The organism is Notoacmeibacter marinus, from assembly GCF_002238045.1.
Taxonomy (GTDB): domain Bacteria; phylum Pseudomonadota; class Alphaproteobacteria; order Rhizobiales; family Rhizobiaceae; genus Notoacmeibacter; species Notoacmeibacter marinus.
The window spans coordinates 1235518-1261393 of record NZ_NBYO01000001.1 but is presented as its reverse complement, the minus strand read 5'-3'; the positions used below and the strand labels follow the sequence as shown (position 1 = coordinate 1261393).

The following is a 25876-nucleotide window of genomic DNA, read 5'->3' as shown; positions in this document are numbered from 1 at the left end:
AATCGGAATCAATCACTTAGGGTGATTCGTTTTTGGTAAGATCAGTCAACTGTTAGATTTCGCAGTTGTCTGCGATTCGGCCAACTGTCAACCATGAAGAGGTAATCATTAACTGTTTGATTCGAGGGGAAACAGGATGATTGTCGTTATAGATGACAGAGAAATGGTTACGGAAGGGTATAAAGGCCTCTTCCGTCGTGAAGGTTTTTGTTGCGTGGGGTTCAAAGCCGAAGAATTCAGCATCTGGGCAAGCGGGGCCACGGATGAAGAACTCTCAGGCGTCGAAGCCGTTCTTGTTGCGGAGAACAATTCTGATTGTATAGACGCCGAACTGGCCAAGAAGATCGGTAAATCTCCGCGCCTGGCACTGGCGGACAATGGCAATCTGGAAACAACGTTGCGGCTCTTCAGCCGTGGTTTCGATGATGTCGTGAAAAAACCGGTGCATGTTCGCGAAATATTGGCCCGGATCAGTGCGGTGCGGCACCGGGGCTATATCGCCGACAACAACAACATCCAACCCGGGTTGAGAATTCATCTCGACGGACGGGATCCGGAAATCGACGGGATACCGCTAAAGCTTCCCCGTCGCGAGCAACGCATTCTGGAATATTTGGCATCCGTCAACGGGCGCCGCGTCAGCCGCGCACAGATCTTCACCGCCACCTACGGTATTCTCGAAGAAGGCGTCGAAGAGACGGTTGTCGAAAGTCATATCTCCAAGCTGCGCAAGAAACTCCGCGTCAAGTTGGGCTACGATCCCGTCGATAGCAAGCGCTATCTAGGCTATCGGCTGGTTCTTCAACAGGAGAATGAGCCGGTGGACGCGGACGAAGCGGTGGCGGTCGAAACGCCAGCCAGCGCTAAATTCTCGCGGGAAACGCTGGAAGCCTGAGGCCTCGCGCCTGGCATTCCGGCACTAGGCAGCCTCGCGCAAGCTTGGCTTCCTACTCTCTCAGAGCAGCTATCCGAGGGGATTGACGATGAGCATTTTCGGCACGATGCAGACCAGTATCTCTGGCATGAACGCGCAGTCGACCAGGCTGTCCAGCGTGGCCGATAATATCTCCAATTCCGATACGCCCGGTTATAAGCGGCAGGGCGTCAACTTCGCCACGCTGGTAACGGGCGCCGGCAACACGTCAGGCGGCGTCATTACCAGCAGCACCATCGAAATCGAGGCGCAGGGAGTTCCGACGAAGACATCCTCATCGTCGAACCTCGCCATTCTTGGCGATGGCTTCTTTCTGGTCAGTGATGGCACGAATAACGGCTTCATGACCCGTGCGGGTGCATTCGAGAAGGATGACGAAGGCTACCTCACCAACCCGAACGGCTTTCGTCTGCAGGGTTACAGCATGGCGGGCGGCGTCACACCGGTGCCGAACGGCCTGTCCGGCCTGGTGGATATTCAGATCAGCACGGAGCCGCTGCCGCCGGTAGCATCGACGGTCGGCACGTTCAAGGCGACCCTGGATTCCCAGGCCAATATCGAAACGGCTGCGGTCGCGGCCAACACCTTGCCGTCCGATAACGTCGCCAGCGCCAAATTTACCGGCAAGACGTCAATGGTGGCCTATGAAAGCCTCGGCAATGAGGTGCGGCTGGACGTATACGTCACCCGCACCGCGTCGGACACATGGGAAGTGACCGTTTACAACCAGGCAGACGCAAATTCCGCACTCGAGGCCTTTCCATATGGCAATGCCGCTCTTGGAACAACGAGCCTTCAGTTCAACACCGCGACGGGCGACCTGACAGCCGGCTCGCCGACCAGCCTGACCGTTCCCGTGCCCAATGGCTCCAGCCTCCAGGTCGACCTCTCCGGAATGAAGCTCGGCGGACAGTTCACGGTTCAGAATGCTGGGGTGAACGGCAATCCGTCTTCCAGCGCCATCGGCACGGAGATCAGCGATGAGGGCGTTGTCCGCGTCGCCTATGAAGATGGGTCCTACAGGGACCTCTTCATGGTCGCGCTGGCCGACGTTCCGAGCCCGACCAATCTGACGCCCGTCACCGGCACCATGTTCACCCAGAGCGCCGATTCCGGCGACATCAATGTGGGCTACGCCGGCTCGGACGGCTTCGGCAAGATCATATCCTCGTCCCTGGAACAGTCCAATGTCGATATTGCCGAGGAGCTGACGGAAATGATCCAGGCGCAACGTAGCTACACCGCCAATTCCAAGGTCTTCCAAACGGGATCGGAAATCATGGACGTGGTCGTCAATTTGAAACGCTGACATCGAAGGAGCCCATGACGGGCCTCCCGGTGCTGACCGGAGCGTAGAATGTCTCTCACCGCCGCATTGATGAACGCACATGCTTCGATCTTCGATGTGTCACGGCGCGTGAGTACCGTCGCATCGAACATCACCCATGCTGACGATCCGAACTATGTGCGGCGCATCGCGGTCAACAACGTCGCCAACTCCAACAATGCCTACGCCACGCAGCGCGCAGCCGCGCCGCAGATGGAGCTGATGCGTCGCGAATCGATGACCAGTTCGTCCGGCGCCGAACTGACAGCCGAAAAGATGGAGCAGCTGTCGCGCCTGCTCGGCAATGCCGAAGGCACGACATCGGGTCTTATGAAGGGGTTGCAATCGAGCATGGAGCTCTATGCCGCCTCGCCGGCGGATACCGCTCTGGCCGAATCGGTCGTCGGCAAGGCCGAGCAGCTCTCCACGACAATCCGCAGCAATGCGAAATCGCTGCACGGCTTCGCCCATGTAGTTGGCTCGGAGATTGGCGACGAAGCAGCGAAGCTGCAGCAATTGCTCTCCGATTTCGCCAACGTCAACAAGACGATCGTCAGCGGACAGACCATTGGACAGGACGTGTCCGACGCGCTGGACCAGCGCAGCCGCATCCTCAACGAAATGTCCGCCATCGTACCGGTTTCGCAGATCGACCGCGAAAACGGCGACATGATGCTGCTGACCGGCAATGGCGTGACCCTTTTCGACAAGGTCCCGCGCGATGTCACCGCCGTGATCGATTCGGCCGATTCCTCCCGCAATGCCGTTTATATCGATGGAATTGCGATGCGCGTTCCCGCCGATGGTGAGAGCGCGGCAGCGAATGGACGTCTTTCGGCTCTGCTCAATATGAGCCAGCAGACCATTCCCACCGCGCTGCGCGAACTGGACGAGATGGCGCGCGGCCTGATCGTGACATTCGGTGAAAGCGACCCATCCGCCGCACTGCCGGATATGGCCGGGCTCTTCACATGGAACGGCGGCCCCGACATTTCGGCCATCGCATCGCATGTGCCGTCCATGGCGTTGTCGCTCTCAGTCAATCCTGCTTTTCTGTCCAGCCAGGGTGGCTCGGCGGCAGCGCTGCGCGATGGCGGCGCCAACGGCGCAAGCTATTTGGCCAACACCAATGGTTACGCCTCCTACTCGGATCGGCTGGAAGCCGTAGTGTCCGCCTTCGATACGCCCTTCGCCTTCGACGCCGCTGCCGCCGGCGGTCCGACACGAAGCCTGATGGACTTCGCCCTTTCCACCGAGTCGAACATGGAGACCGCCCGCGTTGCGGCTGCCGACACCGCCCTTCGCGCCAGCGCATTGACCACGAGCCTGACCGAACGGTTTTCCAATACGGTCAATGTGAATCTCGACGAGGAAATCGCTCTTCTTGTCGATTTGCAGAACTCTTATGAAGCCTCCTCGCGCATCGTCTCGGTGGTCGACGAGATGCTGGCCCAGCTCTTTCAGGCGACGGGATAAGCGATGAGAGTCTCCGGCGCATCGACATACTCCCTGGCCAATTCGCTTCGAACCACGCTGATCAATACGCAGGCGAAGATCGAAAAGGCGAATGTTGAGGCCGTTACCGGCAAGGCCGCCGACGCCGCCGAGAAGCTCGGCGCGACCGTGCACCGTTATCGCTATCTGATGCGGCAGTCGGAGCGGCTGGACAGCATCTCCACGGCCAATTCGCTGACCGTTGGCCGGCTCAGCGCGTCCCAGGCGGCGCTCGGCAGTTTCGCCAGCACCACGCAGGCTCTGTCCGCCGCAGCCCATATCGAGGGAATAGGCGCCGTAAGTTCCGGCAATATGAAGGACTATCTGACCCAGCTTACCTCGCTGGCCAACACGTCCCAGCAAGGCGTTCATGTCTTCGCCGGCATCAACACCGATGTCACGCCCATTCCGGACTACGAAACGAGCCAGTTGGCTGCCGATGTCGAAGCCGCCTTCACCGCCAGGTTCGGCTTCGGAACCACCGATCCGTCCGTCTCGACGGTCAGCGCGGCCGACATGACGAACTTTCTTCAGAACGATGCATTGCCGCTTTTCACCGGTGCTGGCTGGAGCGGTCTGTCGCGAGCGACGAATGAAGGCATCCAGTCGCGCATTCTACCGACCGAGATCACCCCGACGAGCGTCGGGACGAACGAAAACGCTTTCCGCCTCGCCTTTGCGGCAGCAGGGCTCGGCGCCACCTTCCTGAACTTGAACGTTGACGAGGGCGTGGGCGATGCGATCCGCGGCTTCGTTCACCGGACCGCGGCCAACGCCACCGCTGAGACCACGCTCCTTCAGGGCGAGATCGGGCGGATGGAAGAACGCCTGAAGAATGCGCAGGACCGGCTGTCGCAGCAATCGTCGCTGATGAAGGAATTCGCCGATGAGATGGTCGCCGTCGACCCATACGAAGCGGCGACCAGGCTGAAAAATCTGATCCAGCAATTGGAGACGTCTTACACGCTGACGGGGCGGGTGCAGAACCTGTCGCTGCTCAAATACATCTGAGCAATGGGGCCGTCCACGACAGAGGGAAACTAAGCCAATGTATATGGCGAACTACATCGACCAGCAGGAAGAATCCCTCAGCGACGCACGGGGTCGCGAGCGGGAACTGATGACGCAGTCCATCGACCTTCTCGCCCAGGCCAAGGAAAAAGGCGCGAACTCCATCGAGGCCATTCGCGCCATCCATTTCAGCAGTCGCCTCTGGATGACGCTGATGGAGGATCTTGCCGACAACGAGAATGTGTTGCCGGAGCAGCTGCGCGCCAACCTGATCTCGATCGGCATCTGGGTATTGAAAACGCTCGATGCGATCCGCCAGGGCCGAAGCGACAATTTCACCGGCGTGATCGAAATCACGGGAATAATTCGGGATGGTCTGAAATGAATGGATTCAAGATTTCGCTCAAGGCGAACGAAAAGATCTACATCAACGGCGCGATCATCCGCTTCGACCGTAAAACGTCGATGGAAATTCTGAACGATGTCGACTTCCTTCTAGAGAACCACATTCTCCAGGCGGAGGATGCGACCACACCGCTCAAACAACTCTATTTCGTGGTCCAGCTCATGCTGATGACGCCGAGCGATATCGATGCGTCGATGACGGTGTACCGGCAATTGCTGCCCTCCCTCCTTTCTGCATTCGAGAACGAGAAGGTTGTTTCCGACCTGAAGGTCATCGATCAGCAGGTTCATGAGAAACGCTACTTCGAAGCGATGCGGGGCATCCGCCAGCTCTTTCCGATCGAAACGGCGATCCTCGATCCGATGTCACGCATCAAGGCCGAGCTTACGAAAGATCCGGTTCCTCCCCTGCAGCGGGCGGTGGGCTGATCATGGACCCGGTTTCCGCCACGCAAGGCAGCACCACGAGCGCGCCGAAGAAGACCGCCGCAGCGCAGAACACCGTCGATTACGACATGTTCCTGAAGCTCCTCGTCACCCAGATGAAAAACCAGGACCCGACCAATCCGGCCGATTCCATGGATTATGTGGCTCAGCTCGCCAATTTCTCCAATGTCGAGCAGGGCGTGCAGATGAATGCGAAGCTCGATCAGATGCTGGCCATGTCGTCGCTCTCCGAGGCCGGCTCGCTGATCGGCCGCACGATAACCAATAGCGAAGGGGTGGGCGGTACCGTCTCCCAGGTTCGGATCGATGCGTCCGGCCCGGTGGCCATTCTGGCGGATGGCAAGGAGATTGCCGTCAGCACCGGAACGGTCATTTCCTGATGAACGCGACCGACGCGCTCGATCTGTCGCAACTGGCGCTGTGGACGGTTATCAGCCTGTCGGCCCCCGCCGTCGTGCCGGCCATGTTCGCTGGGCTCGCCATCGCTCTCTTCCAGGCGTTGACCCAGATTCAGGAAGTCACCCTGACCTTCGTTCCGAAAATTCTCGTGGCGCTCTTTTCGCTCGTCCTGTTTTCAGGCTTTATCGGCGCCAGCCTCGTCACCTTTTCCGAACAGGTTTACGACAAGGTCGAGAACGGCTTCCTCTGAGCAATAGGCCACAAGCCCGTCGGGCATCTGGCAAAAGATGCCTGCCTCCCGCAAAAGAGTAGGCTACGCCGCCCGTGCCACGCCGGTGGCGGTGGAACCGCTGACGGTCTCGACCTCGAACCGGTGAAGCATCGCGGCCAGCCTGCGCGCCTGATCGACGAGCTTCTGGTTGGCGTCCTTGCCTTCCTCGGCCATCTGCGCGTTCTGCATCGTCAGCTGATCCAGATCCTTCGCGGACGTCTGAATGTCGGTCACCGTGCGCGAATGCTCCACGGTCGCGCTGGCAAGCGAAGCGACGATCTGATCGACGACGCCGGCCTTCTCGACGATGGCCTGAAGGGATTCGCCGGTCCGGTCGACCAGCTCGACACCTTTGCGAACCTGAGATTTGGACGTCTCCAGCAGCGTCTTGATACCGTTGGATTCCTTGGCGGAGCGTTGTGCCAGTTCGCGCACCTCCTGCGCCACCACCGCAAAACCGCGTCCGGCATCCCCTGCCCGCGCCGCTTCGACGCCGGCATTCAGCGCCAGGAGATTGGTCTGAAACGCAAGCTCTTCGATGACAGCGACGACCTGATTGATCTGCGAGGAGAAATCGTCGATCGCCTTCATCGCCGCTATGGTGTCCTGCACGATCTCCGCTGAATTACGCGCCTGGGCCATCGTTTCGTCTATGGCGTGATTGGCCTTGGCCGCGCCTTCCGACGTTGCCTGCAAACCCTCACCGATCTGCGTTAGCGAAGCGACGGTCTGCTGCAGATTGGCCGCTTGCTGCCCCGTCCGCTCTGACAGATTGGCGGAGGCGGAAAGCAGGTCGGTGCAGCTTTCATCGATCTGAGTGGTGTTTTCGATGACGGAACTGATCGTCTGACGAAGATGCGAAACCGCGTAATTGAAGTTTTCGCGCAACGGTTCGTATTGCGATGGGAACGGCGTCGTCAGTTCAGCAGCCAGATCGCCATCCGCAAGGCCGCGCAGGGCTTCGCCGATCTCGGTGACGATAGCTGTCTGGGCCTGCCGTGCTTCGTCCTGTTCGAGGCGCTTGTTTTCCTGTTCGGTCCCGTCCTGAAGGGTTTCCACCACCGCGACGATGGCCCCGCTTTCATCCATGATCGGACAGGCTTCGATCAGAAGGTAATGCCGCCCGCCCGTGGGCAGATCGCACCAGTTTTCGGCGCGCAGGTCCGGACCGCTCATCTGCCGCGACTGCGCCGCGTAGAGATTGGCGACGAGTTCGGGGTTTCTGCCGAAGGCGAGATCGGCAAGGCAGGGCCGTTCTTCCTTGTAGAAGCCCTTCCAGTGCTCCGTCGTACCGACCACGTCGCCCGCCGCGATTCCGGTCAGTTTCTCGCAGGCCTGATTCCAGAGCACCACCCGACCGTCCGCATCGAGAACGAAAGTCGGCACGGCCATCCGTTGGAGCGCGGCAAGCGCAAGATGATCCGGTTTCGATCCGCTTTCATTTTCGCGTGATCGGAAGAAACGTTTGGCCATCGGACAAGACCCCTTGAGAAAACTGCCGCAACTTTAAGCCGACATGCTTAACAGCGAACTAATTCCTAACGGCGGTCTCATTCAGTTCGCCTCCATCGCAGAAGGCGGGATCGATCAGGTCGCCTGAGGACGGGTTCGGTGGATTGGACAGGCGGTCCGCCCGCCTTTATTGAGCGAAGCCAAATTATGGAGAACCGTGCATGGCCGACGCCGCGACCGACGATTTCCTTTCGCTGCACCGGCATGGTTTTGTGCGGGCCGGCGCCAGCACGCCAAGAGTGCGGACGGCCGATATCGCCTTCAACCGCGATGCGATCCTCGCAGAGGCGCGCCGCGCCCATGAGGCTGCGCTCGACCTGTTGGTCTATCCGGAACTGTGCCTCTCTTCCTACGCGCTGGACGATCTGCACATGCAGGCTGCCCTGCTCGACGCGGTCGAAAGCGCGGTGGCCGATATCGTGGAAGCAAGCGCCGGATTGACGCCGATTCTCACTATCGGCGCACCGCTGCGGCACAATAGCCGCCTCTATAATTGCGCCCTCGTCATCGCCCATGGCCGCCTCCTTGGCGTCGTGCCGAAAAGCTATCTGCCGAACTATCGCGAATTCTATGAAAAGCGCTGGTTCGCTCACGGTCGCAATATTCGCGGCCTCACCATCGACGTGGCAGGCATGCAGGCGCCATTCGGTGTCGATCTCATTTTCGCCGCCGAGAACCTCCCGAACTTCAAGCTTTTCGTCGAAATCTGCGAGGATTACTGGGCCGCGATTCCGCCTTCATCCGAGGGCGCGTTGGCCGGCGCCACCGTCATCGCCAACCTGTCGGCCTCCAACATCACCATCGGCAAGTCCGACGAACGCCACATGCTGGCGCGCTCGCAATCGTCGCGCACGGCCTCCGCCTATATCTACTCCGCCGCCGGCCATGGAGAGAGTACGACCGATGTCGCCTGGGACGGCCAGGGCATGATCTACGAACTCGGCGATCTTCTGGCCGAGTCGGAACGTTTCACCCTGGAGCCGGATCTCTGCATCGCCGATATCGATTGCGAGCGGATCGTTGGCGACCGCATTCGCCTGCAGACCTTCAACGATGCGGCGGAAGCCGCCGGCCGGCCGGAAGACCGGTTCCGCACGATTGCCTTCCACCACGAGATGGCGGCAGGCGATCTCGGGCTGATCCGCCCGATCCGGCGCTTTCCCTTCGTCCCGAACCGCCAGCACAGGCTGGATGAGGATTGTTTCGAAGCCTTCAACATCCAGGTCGATGCGCTGATGCGGCGCATTCAGGCAACCGGCGCCAAATCGCTCATCATCGGCATCTCCGGCGGGCTTGATTCCACTCATGCGCTGATTGTCGCGGCGAAGGCCTGCGACCGGCTCGGCCTGCCGCGCATCACCATTCGCGGATACACCCTGCCGGGCTTCGGCACGAGCGACCATACGAAATCCAATGCCTGGAAGCTGATGGATGCGCTCGGCATCACCGCCGAAGAGATCGACATCAAGCCGGCCGCCCGCCTGATGCTGGACGATATCGGCCATCCCTTCGCCGATGGCGAGCCGACCTATGACGTGACCTTCGAGAACGTACAGGCGGGCTTGCGCACCGATTACCTGTTCCGGCTCGCCGGCCATCATGGCGGCTTCGTTGTCGGCACGGGCGATCTGTCGGAACTGGCGCTCGGCTGGTGTACCTATGGCGTCGGCGACCAGATGAGCCATTACTCCGTCAATGCCGGTGTGCCGAAGACGCTGATCCAGTATCTGATCCGTTGGGCGACCCGCACCGACCAGTTCGACCGGCAGACCGACGCCGTGCTGGAAGCGATCCTTGCCACCGAGATCTCGCCCGAACTGGTGCCGGCGGGCGAAGATGGCGCGATTCAAAGCACCGAAGAGATCATCGGGCCATACGAACTGAACGATTTCTTCCTGCACCACATCATGCGCTTCGGCCAGCGCCCGTCCAAGGTGGCGTTCCTCGCCTGGCACGCCTGGCGTGATCTCGATCATGGCGTCTGGCCGGCGGGGTTTCCCGAAGCGCAGAAGAACGCCTACGATCTGCAGACCATCCGCAAATGGCTGGAGAATTTTCTGCGGCGTTTCTTCCAGTTCAGCCAGTTCAAGCGCTCGGCCATGCCGAACGGGCCGAAGGTCTCGTCCGGCGGTGCGCTCAGCCCGCGCGGCGACTGGCGCGCGCCATCCGACGCCGTCGCCGATGTCTGGCTCGAGGAACTGCGCGCCAATGTGCCGCAGGGCGATGATGTGCCAAACTGACAAGCCGCCCCTATACAAGTTATTTAGAATTTTCCGGTATTTTAAATCGATCCGCTCTCAATGGGTCATTCACGATGTCCACGCTCAGAACCAGTCTAAATCGCCTTGCCGTCGGCCTGCGTCGCTGGACTGTTTCCCGTTCGATCTCGTACCATCCCGAGCAGCATTACATGCGCGGCCCAGGTCCGGCATGCCGCAGACGGCTGTCGCAGCAGCTTCAGGCCTGACGCCAGCCTGCCATTTATAACCGAACATTCTCTGGCAACCCGTCGGACGCACCGCCCGACCGGCGCGCACGGAACGCCTTGCGCGTCGGCTCGATAAGGCAGAGACCGGCAATGAGCAGATAGGGCGTATAGAACCGCGTCTCATACATCGGTGCGATGAGGAATTTTGCCGGTATCGCCCCGATCGCTGCGACGATGAGTGTCAGAACGCGCCGATCCATCGTTCGACAGCTCGGCGCGATGAAAGCGAGCGCCAGCAATTGCAGGCTCAGCACCGCCCACCAGCTCTCCGTCACCAGGCTGCGGACCGCTCCCTTGATAAGGGCTCCCATATAGATCGCCGGTGAAAAGGCCGGCTCGAACCCTTCGACGCTTGCCACCATCTCCACATTGGAAAACCAGAAATGGACCCACCAGCCGGGATGATCGGCAAAATGAGAAATGGCGAAATAGGAAGGGACAGCAAGGCCGAGCAGAGCCACCAGTGGCCTCCATGCCGTGCGCAGCCCGGCAGCCGCCAGCATCAGCAGCCCGGCGAAGACCAAATGGTCGGGCCGCGCCAGAATAGCGAGAAGGAGCGGCACAACCGCGATCCAGCCTGCACCGCGCATCCAAAGAAGAGCCCCGCCAAGCAGAAACGCCGCCGAGAAGAGATCCGGCGTCACATACTGCCCGAGATAACCGAGATCGCACAGAGCCAGCAGAGGCACGATGATGAAACCGTCCGCCCCGCGCGCCGACGGCCAGACCCATAGAAGACAGACCAGCCCGACCGCTAGAACGGACACCGTGCTGATCAGCCGCAGCGCGTCGACCGGCTGCATGAAATCCGACAGAAGCGACGCCAGTTCGACGTAAAGCAGCTTGATTCGGTAGAACGGCAGAACCGACGCAAACGCATCCGCATCCGCATATTGGGCGACACGATAGGGCCGGTCGGCCGTCAGTTCGATGAACTCACCCTCACTGACGCGGGCCTGGACCGCCGCCCAGCTCGCCGCGTGCAATTGGCTGGCAGATGAGGCCTCGCCCTCGATGGCGACCGCCGTATAGGCCACCATGTCCCATTGAGCGCGGGGGTAGAACCACGAGACGGCAGCAAGGACGAGAACATAGATGACGACGGCCAGGCGTACGCCATATTGGCCGAAGCGGGAGTTTTGATCGATGGTGGATCGTCGGAGCATGAATGTCGTCGGTCGATGATCCGGCGCCGGAAACCGGCGGCCGCGATGGGATTAATGTCTCACAGCCTATGTGACAAACCCGAACATCCCGTTACGTCCGGCAGGTAGATATGGCGGAGAGGGGGGGATTCGAACCCCCGATACCCGTGAAGGTATGCCGCATTTCGAGTGCGGTGCATTCGACCACTCTGCCACCTCTCCGCAGCGACCGGCTCCCGTGCGAACCGGCGATCGAACGCGCACTGCATAATCACGCCACGCCGGCTTCACAAGCCCAAATGATGCAAATTCTCCTCCATCCTGCGGGCTAAAGCTTGACCTCGCGCCGACAATTCACTAGTGCAACGCCAGCCTGCGGGAGTGTCATACTCCGGCGGGTTTTTCCGTTCGCTATGGTCGCGGCGGAACCAAACGCCGCTTCGCGCGGCCAAGACTGACAAAAAGACGGGCGGTGCGAGGTCTCCAGGATCAGGCTGCCAGACCCGGACACGCAAGGAATGAAGAGAATGTTCGCAGTTATCAAGACGGGCGGGAAGCAGTATCGCGTCGCCGCCGACGACCAGATCACCATTGAGCGCCTGGCGGGCGATGTTGGCGATTCCATCACCTTCGATCATGTTCTGATGATCGGCGATGGCGACGATATCAAGATCGGCGCGCCGCTTCTGGAAGGTCTGACGGTCTCCGGCGAGATCGTCGATCAGCATCGCGGCAAGAAGGTGATCAGCTTCAAGAAGCGTCGCCGCCAGAATTCGCGCCGCAAGCGCGGCCATCGCCAGCTTCTGTCGACCGTCCGCATCACCGAGATCGCGGGCGACAATGACGGCGCCAAGAAGCCGGCCAAGAAGGCTGCTCCGAAGAAGGCCGAAGCGCCTGCGAAACCCGTCGAAGAGAAGAGCGCCGCTGCCAAGCCGGCAAAGGCGGCCGCCCCGTCGGATAGCGCCGACGATCTGAAGAAGCTCAAGGGGATTGGCCCGAAGGCCGCCGAACAGCTTAACGATGCAGGCATCGCCACATACGCCGATCTGGCCGCGCTGAGCGACGAGCGGATCGAGGAGTTGGACGCCAACATGCCGTTCTCGGCCGCCCAGTTGAAGGACTGGCGCGAACAGGCTGCCGCCCTCGCCGGCTAAGACCGGTTTGAACGGAGGCGGTTTCGCCTCCATATTGGATCGCATTATTCGCGCCATGGGCGCATCAGGAGAACAACGATGGCACATAAGAAAGCAGGCGGCTCATCCCGTAACGGTCGCGATTCCGCCGGTCGCCGTCTCGGCGTCAAGAAATTCGGTGGCGAAAAGGTCATTCCGGGCAACATCATCATCCGTCAGCGCGGCACCAAGTGGCACCCCGGCGACAATGTCGGCCTCGGCAAGGATCACACGATCTTCGCGCTGGTCGAAGGCAATGTCTCCTTCCGTACCCGCGCCGGTGGCAAGGTGTATGTCTCGGTGGACGCACTGCAGCAGGCCGCCGAGTAAGTAGGATCGGACATTTATGATGAGACCCGGCTGTCCTTCCGGCAGCCGGGTCTTTTCTTTGCGGTCGGCGTACTTAGCCCCGCCTGCGACGGCGGCGGCGGCGGGTGGCGATACGGTAGATAATGACGCCGGCCACGATGACCAGCACGACGCCGGCCACGACGGCGCACACCACATTCGACAGTGAACAGGTGACGATCAGCCAGATCGACCAACTGCCTTCCCTGCCGTCCCCCCTCAGCGAAAATTCGCGGATGCGCTCGCTGTTGCGGTCGATGAGATCGCGCATATGGCGCAGCGCCTCGACAAACGCTTCGTCGCGATCCGCCTCTCGCGCAATATGTTTGGCAAGAGCGTCGTGATCGATGGCCGCGGCCAGGTCCACCATTTCGCCGGCATTGGCGATAATGCCTTCCGGATTGGCGCGAAGATCCATGAAGCTGGCGAATTCGTCGGCGATTTCGTAATCGTCCAGCGTCTGGATGGCTTGCATAAGCAGAAAAGCCGTGATCGCCGTATGGGTCCGGTTGACGCCCTCGAGCGGATCGATCTTCAGGCCGGACAGTGAGTCGTCGATCTCGTGCAGTCCATTCACCATGGCGCCGACGGGCGCATGGCTCGCCCGTGGCGCGGTTCCTTCCAGCATGGGTTCGAAATAGGGGTCGATTGCGTCTAGAACCCGCTCGATCGCATCCTCGTCGGGCCGGGAGACCGGGGCGGTCAAACGTGTCATCATGGCGTCTTGGAAGTCGAAATCTTCTTTTTCGAGCACGGCGTCATCCTCCTTGGTTGGGAACAAGAGAATTATAGGAATAGGTTCACACGAACCAGTCGCGGGCCGTTCACAAAGGGTCAAACCATACCGGTGCAATCGTGATGCCAATTGAAGGAACAGAAAGGCGGGATGCGGCAAGGCCGGTAGCAAAATCGCTTGGCGTTCTTCTGCTGGCGATCGCTCTGAATGGCGGCGTGCCGACGCATGGTCTCTCGGCGGACCGGTCCTTCGATCTTTTCGCCTTCTTCGACGGAGAAGCTCGGTCGGAAGGAACCGTCGATCCGCTGGTCGGAAGTCGCGACATGTTTACCGCCCGTTTCGAGGGCCGTGTCGAAAACGGACGGCTTCGCCTGGTCGAGACATTCACCTTTACCCATGGCGAGTTCGACCAGATCTGGGAGTTGAACCGCGATGGTGCTTCGATCGCCGGCACCGTCCGGACCGAAGACGACAATGGCGTCCTTTCCGGTCCCGTGCCGGTCAGCGGCCAGTTATGGCCCGACGGCGCGCTGCTCGCCTATGATGGCTATGCGCCGGGCGGCGGCGACACCGTCTTCGCCTTCACCCATCGCATGACGGCGCAGCCGGACGGCACGGTTCGCAACGATGTGACCCTCGCCAAATGGCTGCTGCCGCTCGCCCGCTCGATGGTGACATTCTTCCCCGCCGGGCGCTGAACCGGCACTCGCCACCTCGCCCCTTTTCGGCTAGGAAGCCGCTTTCTCCAACGCGCGATCCGGCGCAGAGACCGTTGACGTCATGAAATTTCTCGATCAAGCCCGCATCTCGATCAAATCCGGCCCCGGCGGCGCAGGCGCCGTCTCCTTCCGCCGCGAGAAATATATCGAGTTCGGCGGCCCCGATGGCGGCGATGGCGGCAAGGGCGGCGATGTCTGGGCCGAGGCGGTCGACAATCTCAACACGCTGATCGATTATCGCTACCAGCAGCATTTCAAGGCCGAGATCGGCATGCATGGCATGGGTCGCAACCGCACTGGCCGCCACGGCAAGGATGTGGTGCTGAAAGTGCCGGTCGGCACGCAGATCTTCGAAGAAGACAACGAGACCCTGATCGCCGATCTGACCGAGCCGGGCCAGCGCGTCCGGCTGGCCAGGGGCGGCAATGGCGGCTTCGGCAACGCCCATTTCAAGAGTTCGACCAATCAGGCCCCCCGCCATGCCAATCCTGGGCAGGATGCCGTGGAGCGCACGATCTGGCTGCGCCTGAAGCTGATCGCCGACGCCGGGCTGGTCGGCCTGCCGAATGCCGGCAAGAGCACGTTTCTTGCAACGGTCACGCGCGCGAAACCCAAGATCGCCGATTACCCCTTCACCACGCTGACGCCCAATCTCGGCGTCGCGCGGATCGACAATCGCGAATTCGTGATCGCCGATATTCCCGGCCTGATCGAGGGCGCGCATGAGGGCGTCGGCATCGGCGACCGCTTCCTCGGCCATGTCGAGCGCACCCGCGTCCTGCTGCATCTGGTCTCCGCGCAGGAAGAGGATGTGGCAACCGCCTACAAAACCGTACGCGGCGAGATCGAGGCCTATGAACACGGGCTTGCCGACAAGCCGGAGATCCTTGCCCTCAGCCAGACCGACACGGTCGATGAAGAGACCCTTGCCGAAAAGGCGGAAGCGCTGGCCGCAGTGGCCGGTCGCCAGCCCATCCAGATCTCCTCGGCCACCAACCACAATCTCGATACGGTCCAACGCGCCTTGATGGACGAGATCGTCGGCCAGCGGGAGCGGGATAACCCACCCGACAAGGACGACCGCTGGGAGAAGGCGGCCGTTCCCGATAGCGGCGTCGCGGAAAGCTGACCACGATGTCGGAGCGTGGCATCGATCTTTCCCGCTGGCGGCGGATCACGATCAAGGTCGGTTCGGCGTTGCTGGTCGACCGGCAGAGCGGACTGCGCGGCGAGTGGCTGGCGGCTCTTTGCAACGACATTGCCGATCTTCGTCAGGGCGGAACCGAAATTCTGGTCGTTTCTTCCGGCGCGATCGCTCTTGGTCGGACACTTCTCGGCCTGCCGAACGGATCGCTGAAGCTGGAGGAAAATCAGGCTTCCGCCGCAATGGGCCAGATCGCCCTTTCCTCGGCCTGGTCGAATGCGCTCGCCGCCCATGACATCCGCGCCGGGCAGATCCTCATCACCCTGTCCGATACCGAAGCCCGCCGCCGTTATCTGAACGCCCGCGCCACCATCGGCACCCTCCTCAAACATGGCGCCGTGCCGGTCATCAATGAGAACGACACGGTGGCGACGGAAGAAATCCGCTATGGCGACAATGACCGACTCGCCGCGCGCGTCGCCACCATGGTCGGCTCCGATCTTCTGATCCTGCTGTCCGATATTGACGGTCTTTATACCGCGCCGCCGGCCACCGATCCGAATGCCGAACTCATTGCCAGCGTACCGCGCATCACGCCGCAGATCGAAGCCATGGCGGGCGATGCCGGCTCGGAACTGTCGCGCGGCGGCATGCGCACCAAGATCGAGGCGGGCAAGATCGCGACCGGCGCGGGCTGCGCCATGATCATCGCCTCCGGCAAGGAACTGTCGCCGATTGCCGCCATTGCGAACGGCACACGGCTTACTTTGTTCGAGACCACCGGTTCCGCAAAAGCCCGGAAAGGGTGGATTGCCGGATCGATCGACTGCACCGGCCAACTCTATATCGATGAAGGCGCCGAGAAGGCTTTGCATTCCGGCAAGAGCCTCCTTCCGGCGGGCATCCGCCGTGTGGAGGGTGCGTTCCGACGCGGCGATCCCGTCTCCATTCATCGCAATGAGGGCGGCGTGCCGATCGCACGCGGCCTCGCCGCCTACGATAGCGGCGATGCGGCGCTGATCGCTGGACGCCGCAATGCCGAGATCGAAGCCATTCTCAACCAGCCGCCCAGAAGCGCGATGGTCCACCGCGACGATCTGGTGCTGTTGTAGCACAGGCCGCATGGTCGATAATCGGGTTGCCCGCCCCGCCCATGGTCTCTAAAACCCTGTCTTCATGCCGAATGGCGGCGATTGGCCGTTTCGGCGAGGCAATGGGACAGGGCAAGGACGGTATCATGCTCGACCGCGTGGACGATAATGGCTCCGAAATCCGTACGCTGATGGCCGGCATCGGCCTTCGTGCACGCGCTGCCTCAGCGCCGCTGTCCATCGCGACGACACAGGCGAAGAACGCTGCCCTGAACGCCATGGCATCGCAGGTCGAGACGGCGCGCGAAGCCATTCTTCTGGCCAATGCCAAGGACATGGAAGCGGGCCGCGCGCGCAGCTTCACCGCCGCGGTTCTCGACAGGCTGACGCTGGACGAGGGCCGGATCGCGGCGATTGCGGACAGCATTCGCGCCATTGCCGGCCTGCCCGATCCGGTCGGCGAGGTGATGACCGAATGGGATCGCCCGAACGGCCTTCATATCGAGCGGGTTCGCACACCGCTTGGCGTTGTCGGCGTCATCTATGAAAGCCGGCCCAACGTGACCGCCGATGCCGGCGCGCTGTGCCTGAAAAGCGGCAATGCCGTGATCCTGCGCGGCGGCTCGGACAGCGTCCATTCCTCCCGCGCGATCCACGCCGCGCTCGTCGAGGGGCTGCGCGAAGCGGGCCTGCCGGACGATGCGATCCAGCTGGTTCCGACGACCGACCGCGCCGCCGTGGGCGAATTGCTCACCGGTCTCAGCGGAGCGGTGGACGTGATCGTGCCGCGCGGCGGCAAGAGCCTCGTCGCACGGGTCGAGGCCGATGCGCGCGTGCCGGTCTTCGCCCATCTGGAAGGGCTCTGCCACATCTATGTCGACAAATCGGCCGAGCTCGATATGGCGGTCGAGATCGTCGCCAATGCCAAGATGCGCCGCACCGGCATTTGCGGCGCGCTTGAAACGCTCCTCATCGACCGCACGGCGCTCGATACCCATCTGATCCCCATTCTCAACCGCCTTGCCGAACGCGGCTGCGAAATCCGTGGGGACGAAGCCGTTTGCGCGGCATGGCCACAGGCGAAGGTGGCGGAAGACGCGGACTGGGCGACCGAATATCTCGACGCGATTGTTTCGGTCGCCGTGGTCGACGGCATTTCCGGCGCGATTCAGCATATCAATCGCTGGTCGTCCCGCCATACCGAAGCGATCGTCGCCGAGGACGACGATGCGGTAGGCCGGTTCTTTGCCGAGATCGACAGCGCCATTCTGCTGCATAACGCCTCGACGCAATTCGCCGATGGCGGCGAGTTTGGCATGGGCGCGGAAATCGGCATCGCGACCGGCAAGATGCATGCGCGCGGTCCCGTTGGGCTCGAACAGCTTTGCTCGTTCAAATACCGCGTTCGCGGCACCGGCCAGACCCGGCCCTGACGCGAACGCCCGTGAACCGGAACAGCCCGTCATGCGCCTGATCGGAACGGCCCGCGACCGCCCGCCGGTCGATCTGACTGGCGTGCATCCAAACTATCTTAAGATGCCCAAAGCGCCGTCCGGTCTGGCCATCGGCCTGTTCGGCGGCTCGTTCAATCCGCCGCATGGGGGCCATGCCCTGGCAGCCGACACGGCCATGCGGCGGCTGAAACTGGACCGGCTCTGGTGGATGGTGACGCCCGGCAATCCGCTGAAGCAGCGCAACGAGTTGGCCCCGCTGGCCGAGCGAATCGCACAGTCCGAGGAAACGGCCGCCAATCCCCGCATCGATGTCACCGCCTTCGAAGCGGTGACCGGTGCGGGCTTCACGGCCGATACGCTCGCGCATATCCGGCGCCGCAACCCGACCGTACACTTCGTCTGGATCATGGGGGCCGACAGCCTTGCCGGCTTTCATCGCTGGCAACGCTGGCGCGAAATCGCCGAGACCTATCCCATCGCCATTATCGACCGGCCGGGCTCCACCCTCGCCTTCCTGTCGTCCCGCATGGCCAAGACCTTCGATCATGCGCGGATCGACGAGGACGACGCCGCACTCCTCCCCCGGCTCGATCCGCCGGCCTGGACCTTCATCCACGGCCCCCGCTCGGCGCTGTCGTCGACGGAGATCCGGGAATCGCGGTCGACAGCGGATCAGTAGGGCGTGCCGTCCTTTTGGGTGAAGGCCCAGCCATCGGGCGTCATCGCCGCTTTCAGATCGTCTTCGGGATAGCTGCCTTCGTCGCCCGCCATCCGGTCGCCGATCTCCAAATAGGTAACGGGCGCATCCGTGCGGTTGATCAGATGGTGGGCAGCGCCATTGGCCGCGAAGCCGGCGCAGTCGCCCGGCGACAGCGCCCATTCGCCTTCATCGGTCCGCAAGGTCGGGTGGCCCTCCAGAATGTAGACGAACTCGTCCTGCTTCGAATGGCGATGCAGCAGCGCCGATTCGGTCCCCGGCTTCAACGTTGTGAGATTGACGCCGAAATTCGTCAGCCCGAACAGGTCGCCGAGCGGCCGCTTGATCCGGCCTTCGACACGCTTGGCGAAAGGCGGCGGATAGTTCGATGGCTTCACACGGGTTGGCTGCGCTTTGGCATGAACAAATGCGACTTTTGCATCCTTCGGCACAGATGATCTCCCGTCCGCAAAACACTACGGTTTCTACTGTTGTGAATATGTAACCGCAACAGAGCACAGACCGGCTTTAACATTTCAACGCCTTGAAATTGTCATCCGGCGCTGCCAACTTCAGATTCGTGCCGCCTCCCGAAGGCGACGGCAGCAACAGAAAGGAACGACGCTGGCACAGCACGCACAGGCCCTCGCGGCCAATACATCGACCGATCGCAAGGCGGAGCCGAGACGCACGAACGACCCGGCCCATAGCAACGCCGAACGGACGCTGAACACGGTCCTCACATCCCTGGACGATTCCAAGGCAGAGGACATTCTCTCCATCGACATTCAGGGCAAATCCAGCCTTGGCGACTTCATGGTGATCGCTTCCGGGCGTTCGCACCGTCACGTCGCTGCCATTGCCGAGCACCTCAAACAGGCGCTCAAGGATAATGGTCTGGGCGTTGCCCGCGTCGAAGGCGATGGTTCGGCTGACTGGATCCTCATCGATCAGGGTGACATCATCATCCATATCTTCCGCCCGGAAGTCCGGGAATTCTACAATCTGGAGAAGATGTGGCAGTTGCCCGACCTGGAGGACGGCACCGTTCATTGAACGGACGGCGCCGGCCCTGTAAGGCGGGCGTATGCGAATCGTGATCCATGCCGTGGGCCGGATGAAGGCCGGTCCCGAAGCCGATCTGTGCGATCGTTACATCGATCGCTTCCGGCGCGCCGGCAGCCAGCTCGGTCTGCAATTCGGTGGCATTATCGAACCTGCCGAAAGCCGCGCCTCGTCGCCCGCGCAAAGGAAGCGCGAGGAGGCGGACAGGCTGCTTTCCTACCTGGACGGCGGCGCACGACTGATCCTGCTCGACGAAGACGGTCGCAGTCTTTCTTCCACGACATTTGCGGATGCGCTGGCGCGCCACCGCGACCAAGGCGACGGCTTACTGGTCCTTGCGATTGGTGGGCCGGACGGTCATGACCGGTCTCTCCGGGCGCATGCCGATCTCGTCATGTCGTTCGGCACAGCGACGTTTCCGCACCAGATCGTGCGCATTCTCCTGGCCGAACAGCTCTATCGGGCGACGACCATTCTCAGCGGACATCCCTATCACCGGGCCTGACCGGTTTCTGCTGCGCGCGGCAGGTAAGCCTGCCGCAATGCCAGCGTCATATTGTCTCCACGGTTATTGCCTAGAGGGTCGGCTCATCGGAGGGGACGCCGATATGGTTAAGCGAAACTTAACGACCGTAGCGATAGGGTAGCGGCATGATTGCGCGCCGCTCGTTCTTTCTGCGTGTTCTGTCGGCTGGCTCCATTCTGGCGGCGGTCTGCATCACCGCGCCCATGGCCGCCGAAGAAAAGAATGCGCCAGCCAGCAACGAGGCAAAGGGGTTCGAACCCGACTACACCACGGCCCGGAAGATCGCACTTCGCCGCGACGTCAAGCGCAGCGAGTATGAATCGCTGGCCCGCCGGCTTGCCGAAAGCACTGCCCGCCGAGCAACGCTCGCCGCCGAAATCGCGGCGCTCGGCAATGATGCGCGTGCCATCGGCGCCGCGCTGATCGACGCCGCCAAGGCCGAGCGCAAGCTGACCGAAGACATTGCCGACATCGAAACACGTCTGACGGGACTGCGCGAACGCCAGTCGGGTATCAGAACGTCTCTGGTCACGCGGCGCGCCCTTCTCGCCGAAGTGCTGGCCTCGCTGCAGCGCATGGGGCTCAATCCGCCGCCGGCTCTGCTCGTTACCCCGGACGATGCGCTGTCGGCTGTCCGCAGCGCCATTCTGCTCGGCGCGGTGGTGCCCGAACTGCGTCAGGAGAACACTGCCCTGCTTCGCGACCTGTCCGATCTGCGAAACGTGACGGCACGGATCACCGATCAAAGGCACGAACTGTCTCAGGCGAAGCAGGAGCAGGCGGCCGAACGGGATCGCCTGTCGCTTCTTCTCGATGCCAAGAATGCCGCCCGCCAGAAAAGCCAGGCGCAGATCGATGCCGAACAGGACCGCGCGTCGAAACTGGCCGAGGAGGCGTCCAGCCTTGCCGAACTGATCCAGTCTCTGGAAGAGGAGCGCCAGCAAGCCGAGGAAGCGGCCCGCACGGAGGCGCAGCGACGCGCCGATGAGGCTGCCGAGGCCGCGCGTATCGCCGCGCTCGAGGCCGAACGCAAGCGCACCGAGGAGGCGATGGCCAAGGCAAAGGCCGCCCAGGAACTCGCCGATCGCCTCGCCCGGCTTCGCGATCCCGACGAAAAGGATGTCGATCATAGACTTTCGGCTAGTCTGCCCTTCTCTGCCCGGAAAGGCCAGCTGATCCTTCCGGTAGCCGGACAGTTCGATAGCCGCTATGGCGATACCGATGAAACGGGCGAGAAACGGCTTGGCGACACCGTTCGGTCACAATCAGGCTCCATCGTAACGGCTCCTGCAGGGGGTACGGTGCTGTTTGCAGGGCGGTTTCGGAGTTTCGGCCAGACGATCATTCTGGATGCGGGTGAAGGCTATTCGATTGTGATGGGCGGCATGCACGCGATCAATGTGACGCGCGGCCAGTCCGTGCTCGCAGGAGAACCGGTCGGCGAGATGGGCGAAACGCGACTGGCGGCATTGGCTCCGCTGGAGGATGCGCTTTCGGAGCCGGCTCTTTACGTTGAGTTCTGGAAAGATAAAAAGCCAGTGAACCCGGCCGCATGGTGGTCGGAACGCAGTTTTGGAAGGACGAATAATGATTCGTAAGCTCTCGCTGCTCTGTGCAGGCGCCCTGATGGGTGCAACGGCCATGACCGTCGTGACCAATGGCCTGGACCTTCAGGCCAGAGCCGCCAGCAGCGAGACCTATCGGCAGCTTGCTATTTTCGGTGATGTGCTGGAACGGGTGCGCGGTCAGTATGTGACCGAGCCGGACGAAAAGGAACTGATCCAGAGCGCCATCAAGGGCATGCTCGCCTCCCTCGATCCGCATTCGGCCTATCTCGATCCGGACGAAGCCTCTGACATGAATGTCCAGACCCGCGGCGAGTTCGGCGGCCTTGGCATCGAAGTCACCATGGAAGACGACCTCGTCAAGGTCATCGCGCCGATGGATGGTACACCCGCCATGGAAGCGGGCGTTCTGGCTGGCGACCTGATCGCCAAGATCGATGGCGAGGAAGTGCGCGGCCTGACCCTTTCGGAAGCCGTCGAGAGGATGCGGGGCGCCCGTGGCGAGCCGATCCTTCTGACCATCCTGCGCGAGGGCGCCACCGCCCCGATGGAAATCGAAGTCATCCGCGACATCATCAAGGTGCAGGCCGTCAAGGTGCGCGCCGAAGGCGATGTCGGCTACCTCAAGATCACGTCCTTTACGGAGAAGACCTTTGCGGACCTCGAGAAGGGGTTCAAGAAGATCAAGAAGGAAATCCCGGAAGACGAGCTGAAGGGCTACGTGCTCGATCTGCGTCTCAATCCGGGCGGCGTGCTGACCCAGGCCATTGCCGTGTCCGACGCATTCCTCGATCGCGGCAAGATCCTCTCAACGCGGGGTCGCGACGACCGTGAATATAAGCGCTATGATGCGACGCCCGGCGATCTGGCCGAAGGCAAGCCACTAATCGTGCTGATCAATGGCGGCTCGGCCTCCGCTTCCGAAATCGTGGCCGGCGCCCTGCAGGATATGCGGCGCGCGACCGTGCTCGGTACCCGGTCTTTCGGCAAGGGCTCCGTTCAGACAGTCCTGCCCATGGCGGAGAACGGCGCGCTGAAGCTGACGACCGCGCTCTATTATCTGCCGTCCGACGCATCGATCCAAGGCAAGGGCATCACGCCTGACATTCGCGTCACCCAGCCGCTGCCGGACGATATGAAGGGCCGCGAGGCCGATCTGAAGCGCAGCGAATCCTCGCTCCGTGGTCACATTACGGGCGATCTGGAAGATGAAGAGGGCTCCGGCTCTTCTGCCTATGTGCCACGCGAAGCCGAAGACGATCTGCAATTGCAGGCAGCGCTTCGCCTGATGCGCGGCGAAGACAAGGACTCGGCCTTTCCGCCATCGCAGGACCGCGCGGATGCGGGTTCAACCAAGTAATTAGGCCGTTCACGGCGGCGGATCGAGAGGTCCGCCGCTTCGTCTTTCCGTTGTCCGGATTCGACTGCCCCTCATGAGCCCGCCGAATCAGACAGATGCGACAGCGCGCCCCATAGACCGGCCGCTCGGTCTCGACCGACCGCCGGCCAAACCGAAATCGCCCCGGCGCTTCCGCCTGTTCGGCCATGGTGGGCCCGCTTTTCTGGCTCTCCTTCTACTCGCCGGTTCGATCTGGACCGCCAGCCATCGCGACCCGCTTCGATCACTGCCGGCAACGGCGGATGCGGAGATCGAGATGGACACGGCTGGCGCTGAGACCCCGCCCGCCGAGACACTTCCCGCAGCAGACGTCAGCGACAGGCCGGCAGGGCCGACCGTGAGTTCCCCGGGCCAACGCATCGACAATGGCTCCGGCCCTGCCATCATCCGCGTCGCGCCCGACGAAACATCCCTTCCCGATCTGCCGGATGGCGCCAATCCTGCCGAAACGGGCGGCGCAATCATCGTACGCGATGCCGCCTCGTTGTCCGCCCCCATGCGCCTGTCGGGTCAACCCAAACCCGCCTTGGTGGAGCCGTCGCCCGCGGGCCTCCTTCCGAAGATCGGGCCCGATGGCGAGCGCCCTTTCGACGCCTACCGCAGACCGGCCGAAGCGATCGATGGTCCGGCCATCGCGCTCATTATGGGCGGGCTGGGCCTTTCGCAGACGGGCACCCAGCATGCCATCAGAACCCTGCCGGGACCGGTTACATTCGCCTTTGCGCCGACCGGCAACAGCCTGTCGCGATGGCAGCAGGACGCCCGGGCCGGCGGCCATGAACTGCTGTTGCAACTGCCGATGGAGCCCTTTGGCTATCCCAGCACCAATCCGGGCCCCGGTACGCTGCTGGCCGATGCCGAGCCGGACGAAACCCTGATTCTGACGCGCAAGGCGTTGGCCAGCATGACCAACTATGCCGGAATCATCAATTATATGGGCGGCCGCTTTTTGACGGAAAATGCGGCGCTCCAGCCGGTCATGAAAGAGATTGCCGGGCGTGGGCTGATGTTCGTTGACGACGGTACGGCTCCCGCATCCCAAGCGGGCCGACTGGCTGCCAGGGAAGGCGCTCCCTTCGTCATGGCCGGCGATCCGGTGGATGCCATTCGCAAGCCCGAAATGATCCGCCGCGCGCTCGCTGCGCTCGAAGCGAGAGCGAAAGAGGGCGGGCCTGTCATTGCCACCGCTTCGGCGTTCCGCGTTACGGTGGACGAATTGGCGCGCTGGATGGATGCGGCCGAGGCCCGTGGCATCCGCTTCGTACCGGTCAGCGCGCTGGCCCAGGACAATCGCTAACCGAAAGACCATCATGGCGAACCCAATAGCCGAAGACCTCCCCTACCGCCCATGCGTCGGGATCATGGTGCTGAACCGGCACGGACTGGTCTGGACCGGTCATCGCAAGCCGAAGCCCGATGCCGAAGAACAGGGGTCGGCCCGCTTGTGGCAGATGCCGCAGGGCGGCATCGACAAGGGCGAGGACGCGGAAGGCGCGGCGCGGCGTGAGCTATACGAGGAAACCGGCATCCGCACCGTCAAACTGCTTGCCGAGACACCGGACTGGCTGACCTACGATCTGCCAGACCATCTGATCGGCAAGGCGCTCAAGGGCAAATATCGGGGCCAGAAGCAGCGCTGGTTCGCCTACCGTTTCGAGGGCGATGAAGACGAGATTGCCATCGACCCGCCGCCGGACGGCCATGAAGCCGAGTTCGACGCCTGGGCGTGGAAGCCGATGAATGACCTGCCGGAGCTGATCGTGCCGTTCAAACGGCCCCTTTATAAAGAGGTCGTCGCCGCGTTCCACCATCTGGCAGGTTAGCGTTCTACCCCTGCCGCTCGACAATCAGCCTGGCGACATCGACCAATTCGTCGCCAGCCATATCGGAGGGCTCCATAACGGACGGATAGTGCTGGCCCCGTTGAACGAAAGCGGTCTGCATTCCGGCGCGTTTGGCGCCATTCAGGTCCCAAGCGTGGCAAGCGATCATGCAATGGGCGGCAGGCGCAGCGCCGGTCGCCTCGAAGGCCAGACGATAAACGCTTTCATGCGGCTTGAAGCGGCCCACGGCCTCGACACTGAGAATGTCCGAAACATGGGTGTCCAGATCGGCGCTCTCGAGCAGGGATCTCGTTCGTTCCGCCGGGCCGTTCGAAAGCGCCACGATGCGGATACCGGAATCGCGCAGCATATCGAAACATTCGCCGGCACCGGTTTGCGCCGGCATTTGCGCGAATGCGCCTAGGACCGCATCCCTTTCAGCCTGATTAGCGCCAACGCGGCGAACGGCCAGCAACTCATCGAGTGCGTCCGCGAGAATATCGGGAAAGGGTTTTGCCCGATGCGTGACGTCGAGCGCGAAGGCGTCGCGCAGACCGAAGGCGAACCAGGTTTCCAGATCGCGCCCGTCCAGCCCGCATGTCGTGATGGCGCGACGCACCGGCTCCAGCGAAAAAACCGTCTCGATAATGTCGAAGACGGCAACGTCTATTGGCTCTGACATCGGCGTGCTCCCTGTCCGCGGA

At 62.0% G+C, this 25876-nt stretch carries 27 protein-coding genes and 1 tRNA gene; 22 read left to right on the top strand and 6 right to left on the bottom strand.

The window, feature by feature from the left end:
- The first annotated feature begins 136 nt into the window (after nucleotides 1–136).
- The 8 genes from B7H23_RS06025 to fliQ all read left to right on the top strand — a co-directional run bounded on the left by B7H23_RS06025 (nucleotide 137) and on the right by fliQ (nucleotide 6267).
- Complete coding sequence (locus B7H23_RS06025) at nucleotides 137–895, top strand: response regulator transcription factor (protein ID WP_094076407.1); 759 nt, start codon at nucleotides 137–139, stop codon at nucleotides 893–895.
- Between the two features lie 88 nt (nucleotides 896–983).
- Entirely contained in the window at nucleotides 984–2243 is a 1260-nt protein-coding gene (locus B7H23_RS06020; protein WP_094076406.1) for a flagellar hook protein FlgE, read from the top strand.
- 48 nt (nucleotides 2244–2291) lie between these two features.
- Nucleotides 2292–3737, top strand: a complete 1446-nt coding sequence (gene flgK, locus B7H23_RS06015) for a flagellar hook-associated protein FlgK (protein ID WP_094076405.1) — start codon at nucleotides 2292–2294, stop codon at nucleotides 3735–3737.
- Nucleotides 3738–3740: 3 nt separating this feature from the next.
- The gene (locus tag B7H23_RS06010) at nucleotides 3741–4766 is read left to right on the top strand and encodes a flagellar hook-associated family protein (RefSeq protein WP_094076404.1); all 1026 of its coding nucleotides are present in this window, start codon (nucleotides 3741–3743) and stop codon (nucleotides 4764–4766) included.
- A gap of 37 nt (nucleotides 4767–4803) precedes the next feature.
- Complete coding sequence (gene flaF / locus B7H23_RS06005) at nucleotides 4804–5151, top strand: flagellar biosynthesis regulator FlaF (RefSeq protein WP_094076403.1); 348 nt, start codon at nucleotides 4804–4806, stop codon at nucleotides 5149–5151.
- Nucleotides 5148–5600, top strand: coding sequence for a flagellar biosynthesis repressor FlbT (gene flbT / locus B7H23_RS06000; RefSeq protein ID WP_094076402.1), 453 nt, complete (start codon nucleotides 5148–5150; stop codon nucleotides 5598–5600). Before flaF ends, flbT begins: the two co-directional genes overlap by 4 nt.
- A 2-nt stretch (nucleotides 5601–5602) precedes the next feature.
- Nucleotides 5603–5998: a flagellar hook assembly protein FlgD gene (flgD, locus tag B7H23_RS05995; RefSeq protein WP_094076401.1), complete on the top strand. Its 396-nt coding sequence runs from the start codon at nucleotides 5603–5605 to the stop codon at nucleotides 5996–5998.
- Nucleotides 5998–6267 (top strand): flagellar biosynthesis protein FliQ, encoded by a 270-nt coding sequence (fliQ, locus tag B7H23_RS05990; RefSeq protein WP_094076400.1) that lies wholly within the window; start codon nucleotides 5998–6000, stop codon nucleotides 6265–6267. The genes flgD and fliQ overlap by 1 nt, the downstream gene beginning before the upstream one ends.
- 63 nt (nucleotides 6268–6330) lie before the next feature.
- Here the strand turns inward: fliQ and B7H23_RS05985 are convergent, their stop codons facing one another.
- Nucleotides 6331–7761, bottom strand: coding sequence for a methyl-accepting chemotaxis protein (locus tag B7H23_RS05985; protein ID WP_094076399.1), 1431 nt, complete (start codon nucleotides 7759–7761; stop codon nucleotides 6331–6333).
- A 200-nt stretch (nucleotides 7762–7961) separates the two neighbouring features.
- On the opposite strand from B7H23_RS05985, the gene B7H23_RS05980 reads away from it, so the two are divergent.
- Entirely contained in the window at nucleotides 7962–10040 is a 2079-nt protein-coding gene (locus B7H23_RS05980) for an NAD(+) synthase (RefSeq protein WP_094076398.1), read from the top strand.
- A gap of 241 nt (nucleotides 10041–10281) precedes the next feature.
- On the opposite strand, the gene B7H23_RS05975 is transcribed toward B7H23_RS05980, so the two are convergent.
- Together B7H23_RS05975 and B7H23_RS05970 are read right to left on the bottom strand one after the other, a co-directional pair.
- Nucleotides 10282–11454 (bottom strand): hypothetical protein, encoded by a 1173-nt coding sequence (locus tag B7H23_RS05975; RefSeq protein ID WP_094076397.1) that lies wholly within the window; start codon nucleotides 11452–11454, stop codon nucleotides 10282–10284.
- A gap of 111 nt (nucleotides 11455–11565) precedes the next feature.
- Nucleotides 11566–11655, bottom strand: a tRNA-Ser gene (locus tag B7H23_RS05970).
- A 305-nt stretch (nucleotides 11656–11960) separates the two neighbouring features.
- Between B7H23_RS05970 and B7H23_RS05965 the strand changes: the two genes are divergently transcribed.
- Both B7H23_RS05965 and rpmA read left to right on the top strand, forming a co-directional pair.
- Entirely contained in the window at nucleotides 11961–12587 is a 627-nt protein-coding gene (locus B7H23_RS05965; RefSeq protein ID WP_094076396.1) for a 50S ribosomal protein L21, read from the top strand.
- Nucleotides 12588–12665: 78 nt separating this feature from the next.
- Nucleotides 12666–12935: a 50S ribosomal protein L27 gene (gene rpmA, locus B7H23_RS05960; RefSeq protein ID WP_094076395.1), complete on the top strand. Its 270-nt coding sequence runs from the start codon at nucleotides 12666–12668 to the stop codon at nucleotides 12933–12935.
- A 73-nt stretch (nucleotides 12936–13008) separates the two neighbouring features.
- Here rpmA and B7H23_RS05955 read toward each other — a convergent pair whose 3' ends face one another.
- Nucleotides 13009–13707 (bottom strand): hypothetical protein, encoded by a 699-nt coding sequence (locus B7H23_RS05955; RefSeq protein WP_094076394.1) that lies wholly within the window; start codon nucleotides 13705–13707, stop codon nucleotides 13009–13011.
- 104 nt (nucleotides 13708–13811) lie between these two features.
- On the opposite strand from B7H23_RS05955, the gene B7H23_RS05950 reads away from it, so the two are divergent.
- From B7H23_RS05950 to B7H23_RS05930, 5 genes are all read left to right on the top strand, one after another.
- Nucleotides 13812–14387: a DUF3833 family protein gene (locus B7H23_RS05950; protein ID WP_094076393.1), complete on the top strand. Its 576-nt coding sequence runs from the start codon at nucleotides 13812–13814 to the stop codon at nucleotides 14385–14387.
- Between the two features lie 82 nt (nucleotides 14388–14469).
- The gene (obgE, locus tag B7H23_RS05945) at nucleotides 14470–15537 is read left to right on the top strand and encodes a GTPase ObgE (protein WP_094076392.1); all 1068 of its coding nucleotides are present in this window, start codon (nucleotides 14470–14472) and stop codon (nucleotides 15535–15537) included.
- 5 nt (nucleotides 15538–15542) lie between these two features.
- Nucleotides 15543–16664 carry a glutamate 5-kinase gene (proB, locus tag B7H23_RS05940; protein WP_094076391.1) on the top strand — a complete coding sequence of 374 codons (1122 nt, stop codon included), beginning with the start codon at nucleotides 15543–15545 and terminating at the stop codon, nucleotides 16662–16664.
- 125 nt (nucleotides 16665–16789) lie between these two features.
- A complete protein-coding gene (locus B7H23_RS05935) occupies nucleotides 16790–18076 on the top strand; it encodes a glutamate-5-semialdehyde dehydrogenase (RefSeq protein WP_094076916.1) in 1287 nt (428 codons plus the stop codon).
- Nucleotides 18077–18107: 31 nt separating this feature from the next.
- Nucleotides 18108–18776: a nicotinate-nucleotide adenylyltransferase gene (locus B7H23_RS05930; protein WP_094076390.1), complete on the top strand. Its 669-nt coding sequence runs from the start codon at nucleotides 18108–18110 to the stop codon at nucleotides 18774–18776.
- Here B7H23_RS05930 and B7H23_RS05925 read toward each other — a convergent pair.
- Nucleotides 18770–19246, bottom strand: a complete 477-nt coding sequence (locus tag B7H23_RS05925; RefSeq protein WP_094076389.1) for a cupin domain-containing protein — start codon at nucleotides 19244–19246, stop codon at nucleotides 18770–18772. The two genes, B7H23_RS05930 and B7H23_RS05925, sit on opposite strands and share 7 nt — an antisense overlap.
- 274 nt (nucleotides 19247–19520) lie before the next feature.
- Here B7H23_RS05925 and rsfS point away from each other — a divergent pair, with 274 nt between their 5' ends.
- The 6 genes from rsfS (at nucleotide 19521) to B7H23_RS05890 (ending at nucleotide 25172) form a co-directional block, all read left to right on the top strand.
- Entirely contained in the window at nucleotides 19521–19850 is a 330-nt protein-coding gene (gene rsfS / locus B7H23_RS05915; protein ID WP_240535020.1) for a ribosome silencing factor, read from the top strand.
- Nucleotides 19851–19881: 31 nt separating this feature from the next.
- Nucleotides 19882–20364: a 23S rRNA (pseudouridine(1915)-N(3))-methyltransferase RlmH gene (rlmH, locus tag B7H23_RS05910; RefSeq protein ID WP_094076386.1), complete on the top strand. Its 483-nt coding sequence runs from the start codon at nucleotides 19882–19884 to the stop codon at nucleotides 20362–20364.
- 146 nt (nucleotides 20365–20510) lie between these two features.
- Nucleotides 20511–21983, top strand: coding sequence for a murein hydrolase activator EnvC family protein (locus B7H23_RS05905; protein WP_094076385.1), 1473 nt, complete (start codon nucleotides 20511–20513; stop codon nucleotides 21981–21983).
- Nucleotides 21973–23310, top strand: coding sequence for a S41 family peptidase (locus B7H23_RS05900; protein ID WP_094076384.1), 1338 nt, complete (start codon nucleotides 21973–21975; stop codon nucleotides 23308–23310). The genes B7H23_RS05905 and B7H23_RS05900 overlap by 11 nt, the downstream gene beginning before the upstream one ends.
- Before the next feature lie 73 nt (nucleotides 23311–23383).
- Nucleotides 23384–24646, top strand: coding sequence for a divergent polysaccharide deacetylase family protein (locus B7H23_RS05895; RefSeq protein WP_094076383.1), 1263 nt, complete (start codon nucleotides 23384–23386; stop codon nucleotides 24644–24646).
- Between the two features lie 13 nt (nucleotides 24647–24659).
- Nucleotides 24660–25172 carry an RNA pyrophosphohydrolase gene (locus B7H23_RS05890; protein WP_094076382.1) on the top strand — a complete coding sequence of 171 codons (513 nt, stop codon included), beginning with the start codon at nucleotides 24660–24662 and terminating at the stop codon, nucleotides 25170–25172.
- A 4-nt stretch (nucleotides 25173–25176) separates the two neighbouring features.
- Here the strand turns inward: B7H23_RS05890 and B7H23_RS05885 are convergent, their stop codons facing one another.
- Nucleotides 25177–25854, bottom strand: a complete 678-nt coding sequence (locus B7H23_RS05885) for an HAD family hydrolase (RefSeq protein WP_094076381.1) — start codon at nucleotides 25852–25854, stop codon at nucleotides 25177–25179.
- Nucleotides 25855–25876 lie beyond the last annotated feature (22 nt).

What these genes read in the sequence shown, in the direction of transcription:
- B7H23_RS05935 (WP_094076916.1), top strand. Translation starts at nt 16,790, where the DNA reads ATGCTCGACCGCGTGGACGATAATGGCTCCGAAATCCGTACGCTGATG.
- B7H23_RS05905 (WP_094076385.1), top strand. Translation starts at nt 20,511, where the DNA reads ATGATTGCGCGCCGCTCGTTCTTTCTGCGTGTTCTGTCGGCTGGCTCC.
- B7H23_RS06010 (WP_094076404.1), top strand. Translation starts at nt 3,741, where the DNA reads ATGAGAGTCTCCGGCGCATCGACATACTCCCTGGCCAATTCGCTTCGA.
- B7H23_RS05980 (WP_094076398.1), top strand. Translation starts at nt 7,962, where the DNA reads ATGGCCGACGCCGCGACCGACGATTTCCTTTCGCTGCACCGGCATGGT.
- flaF (WP_094076403.1), top strand. Translation starts at nt 4,804, where the DNA reads ATGTATATGGCGAACTACATCGACCAGCAGGAAGAATCCCTCAGCGAC.
- B7H23_RS05900 (WP_094076384.1), top strand. Translation starts at nt 21,973, where the DNA reads ATGATTCGTAAGCTCTCGCTGCTCTGTGCAGGCGCCCTGATGGGTGCA.
- fliQ (WP_094076400.1), top strand. Translation starts at nt 5,998, where the DNA reads ATGAACGCGACCGACGCGCTCGATCTGTCGCAACTGGCGCTGTGGACG.
- obgE (WP_094076392.1), top strand. Translation starts at nt 14,470, where the DNA reads ATGAAATTTCTCGATCAAGCCCGCATCTCGATCAAATCCGGCCCCGGC.
- B7H23_RS06020 (WP_094076406.1), top strand. Translation starts at nt 984, where the DNA reads ATGAGCATTTTCGGCACGATGCAGACCAGTATCTCTGGCATGAACGCG.
- B7H23_RS06025 (WP_094076407.1), top strand. Translation starts at nt 137, where the DNA reads ATGATTGTCGTTATAGATGACAGAGAAATGGTTACGGAAGGGTATAAA.
- B7H23_RS05950 (WP_094076393.1), top strand. Translation starts at nt 13,812, where the DNA reads ATGCCAATTGAAGGAACAGAAAGGCGGGATGCGGCAAGGCCGGTAGCA.
- B7H23_RS05975 (WP_094076397.1), bottom strand. Translation starts at nt 11,454, where the DNA reads ATGCTCCGACGATCCACCATCGATCAAAACTCCCGCTTCGGCCAATAT.
- B7H23_RS05965 (WP_094076396.1), top strand. Translation starts at nt 11,961, where the DNA reads ATGTTCGCAGTTATCAAGACGGGCGGGAAGCAGTATCGCGTCGCCGCC.
- B7H23_RS05885 (WP_094076381.1), bottom strand. Translation starts at nt 25,854, where the DNA reads ATGTCAGAGCCAATAGACGTTGCCGTCTTCGACATTATCGAGACGGTT.
- B7H23_RS05985 (WP_094076399.1), bottom strand. Translation starts at nt 7,761, where the DNA reads ATGGCCAAACGTTTCTTCCGATCACGCGAAAATGAAAGCGGATCGAAA.
- flgD (WP_094076401.1), top strand. Translation starts at nt 5,603, where the DNA reads ATGGACCCGGTTTCCGCCACGCAAGGCAGCACCACGAGCGCGCCGAAG.
- B7H23_RS05930 (WP_094076390.1), top strand. Translation starts at nt 18,108, where the DNA reads ATGCGCCTGATCGGAACGGCCCGCGACCGCCCGCCGGTCGATCTGACT.
- rpmA (WP_094076395.1), top strand. Translation starts at nt 12,666, where the DNA reads ATGGCACATAAGAAAGCAGGCGGCTCATCCCGTAACGGTCGCGATTCC.
- rlmH (WP_094076386.1), top strand. Translation starts at nt 19,882, where the DNA reads ATGCGAATCGTGATCCATGCCGTGGGCCGGATGAAGGCCGGTCCCGAA.
- flbT (WP_094076402.1), top strand. Translation starts at nt 5,148, where the DNA reads ATGAATGGATTCAAGATTTCGCTCAAGGCGAACGAAAAGATCTACATC.
- B7H23_RS05895 (WP_094076383.1), top strand. Translation starts at nt 23,384, where the DNA reads ATGAGCCCGCCGAATCAGACAGATGCGACAGCGCGCCCCATAGACCGG.
- B7H23_RS05890 (WP_094076382.1), top strand. Translation starts at nt 24,660, where the DNA reads ATGGCGAACCCAATAGCCGAAGACCTCCCCTACCGCCCATGCGTCGGG.
- flgK (WP_094076405.1), top strand. Translation starts at nt 2,292, where the DNA reads ATGTCTCTCACCGCCGCATTGATGAACGCACATGCTTCGATCTTCGAT.
- proB (WP_094076391.1), top strand. Translation starts at nt 15,543, where the DNA reads ATGTCGGAGCGTGGCATCGATCTTTCCCGCTGGCGGCGGATCACGATC.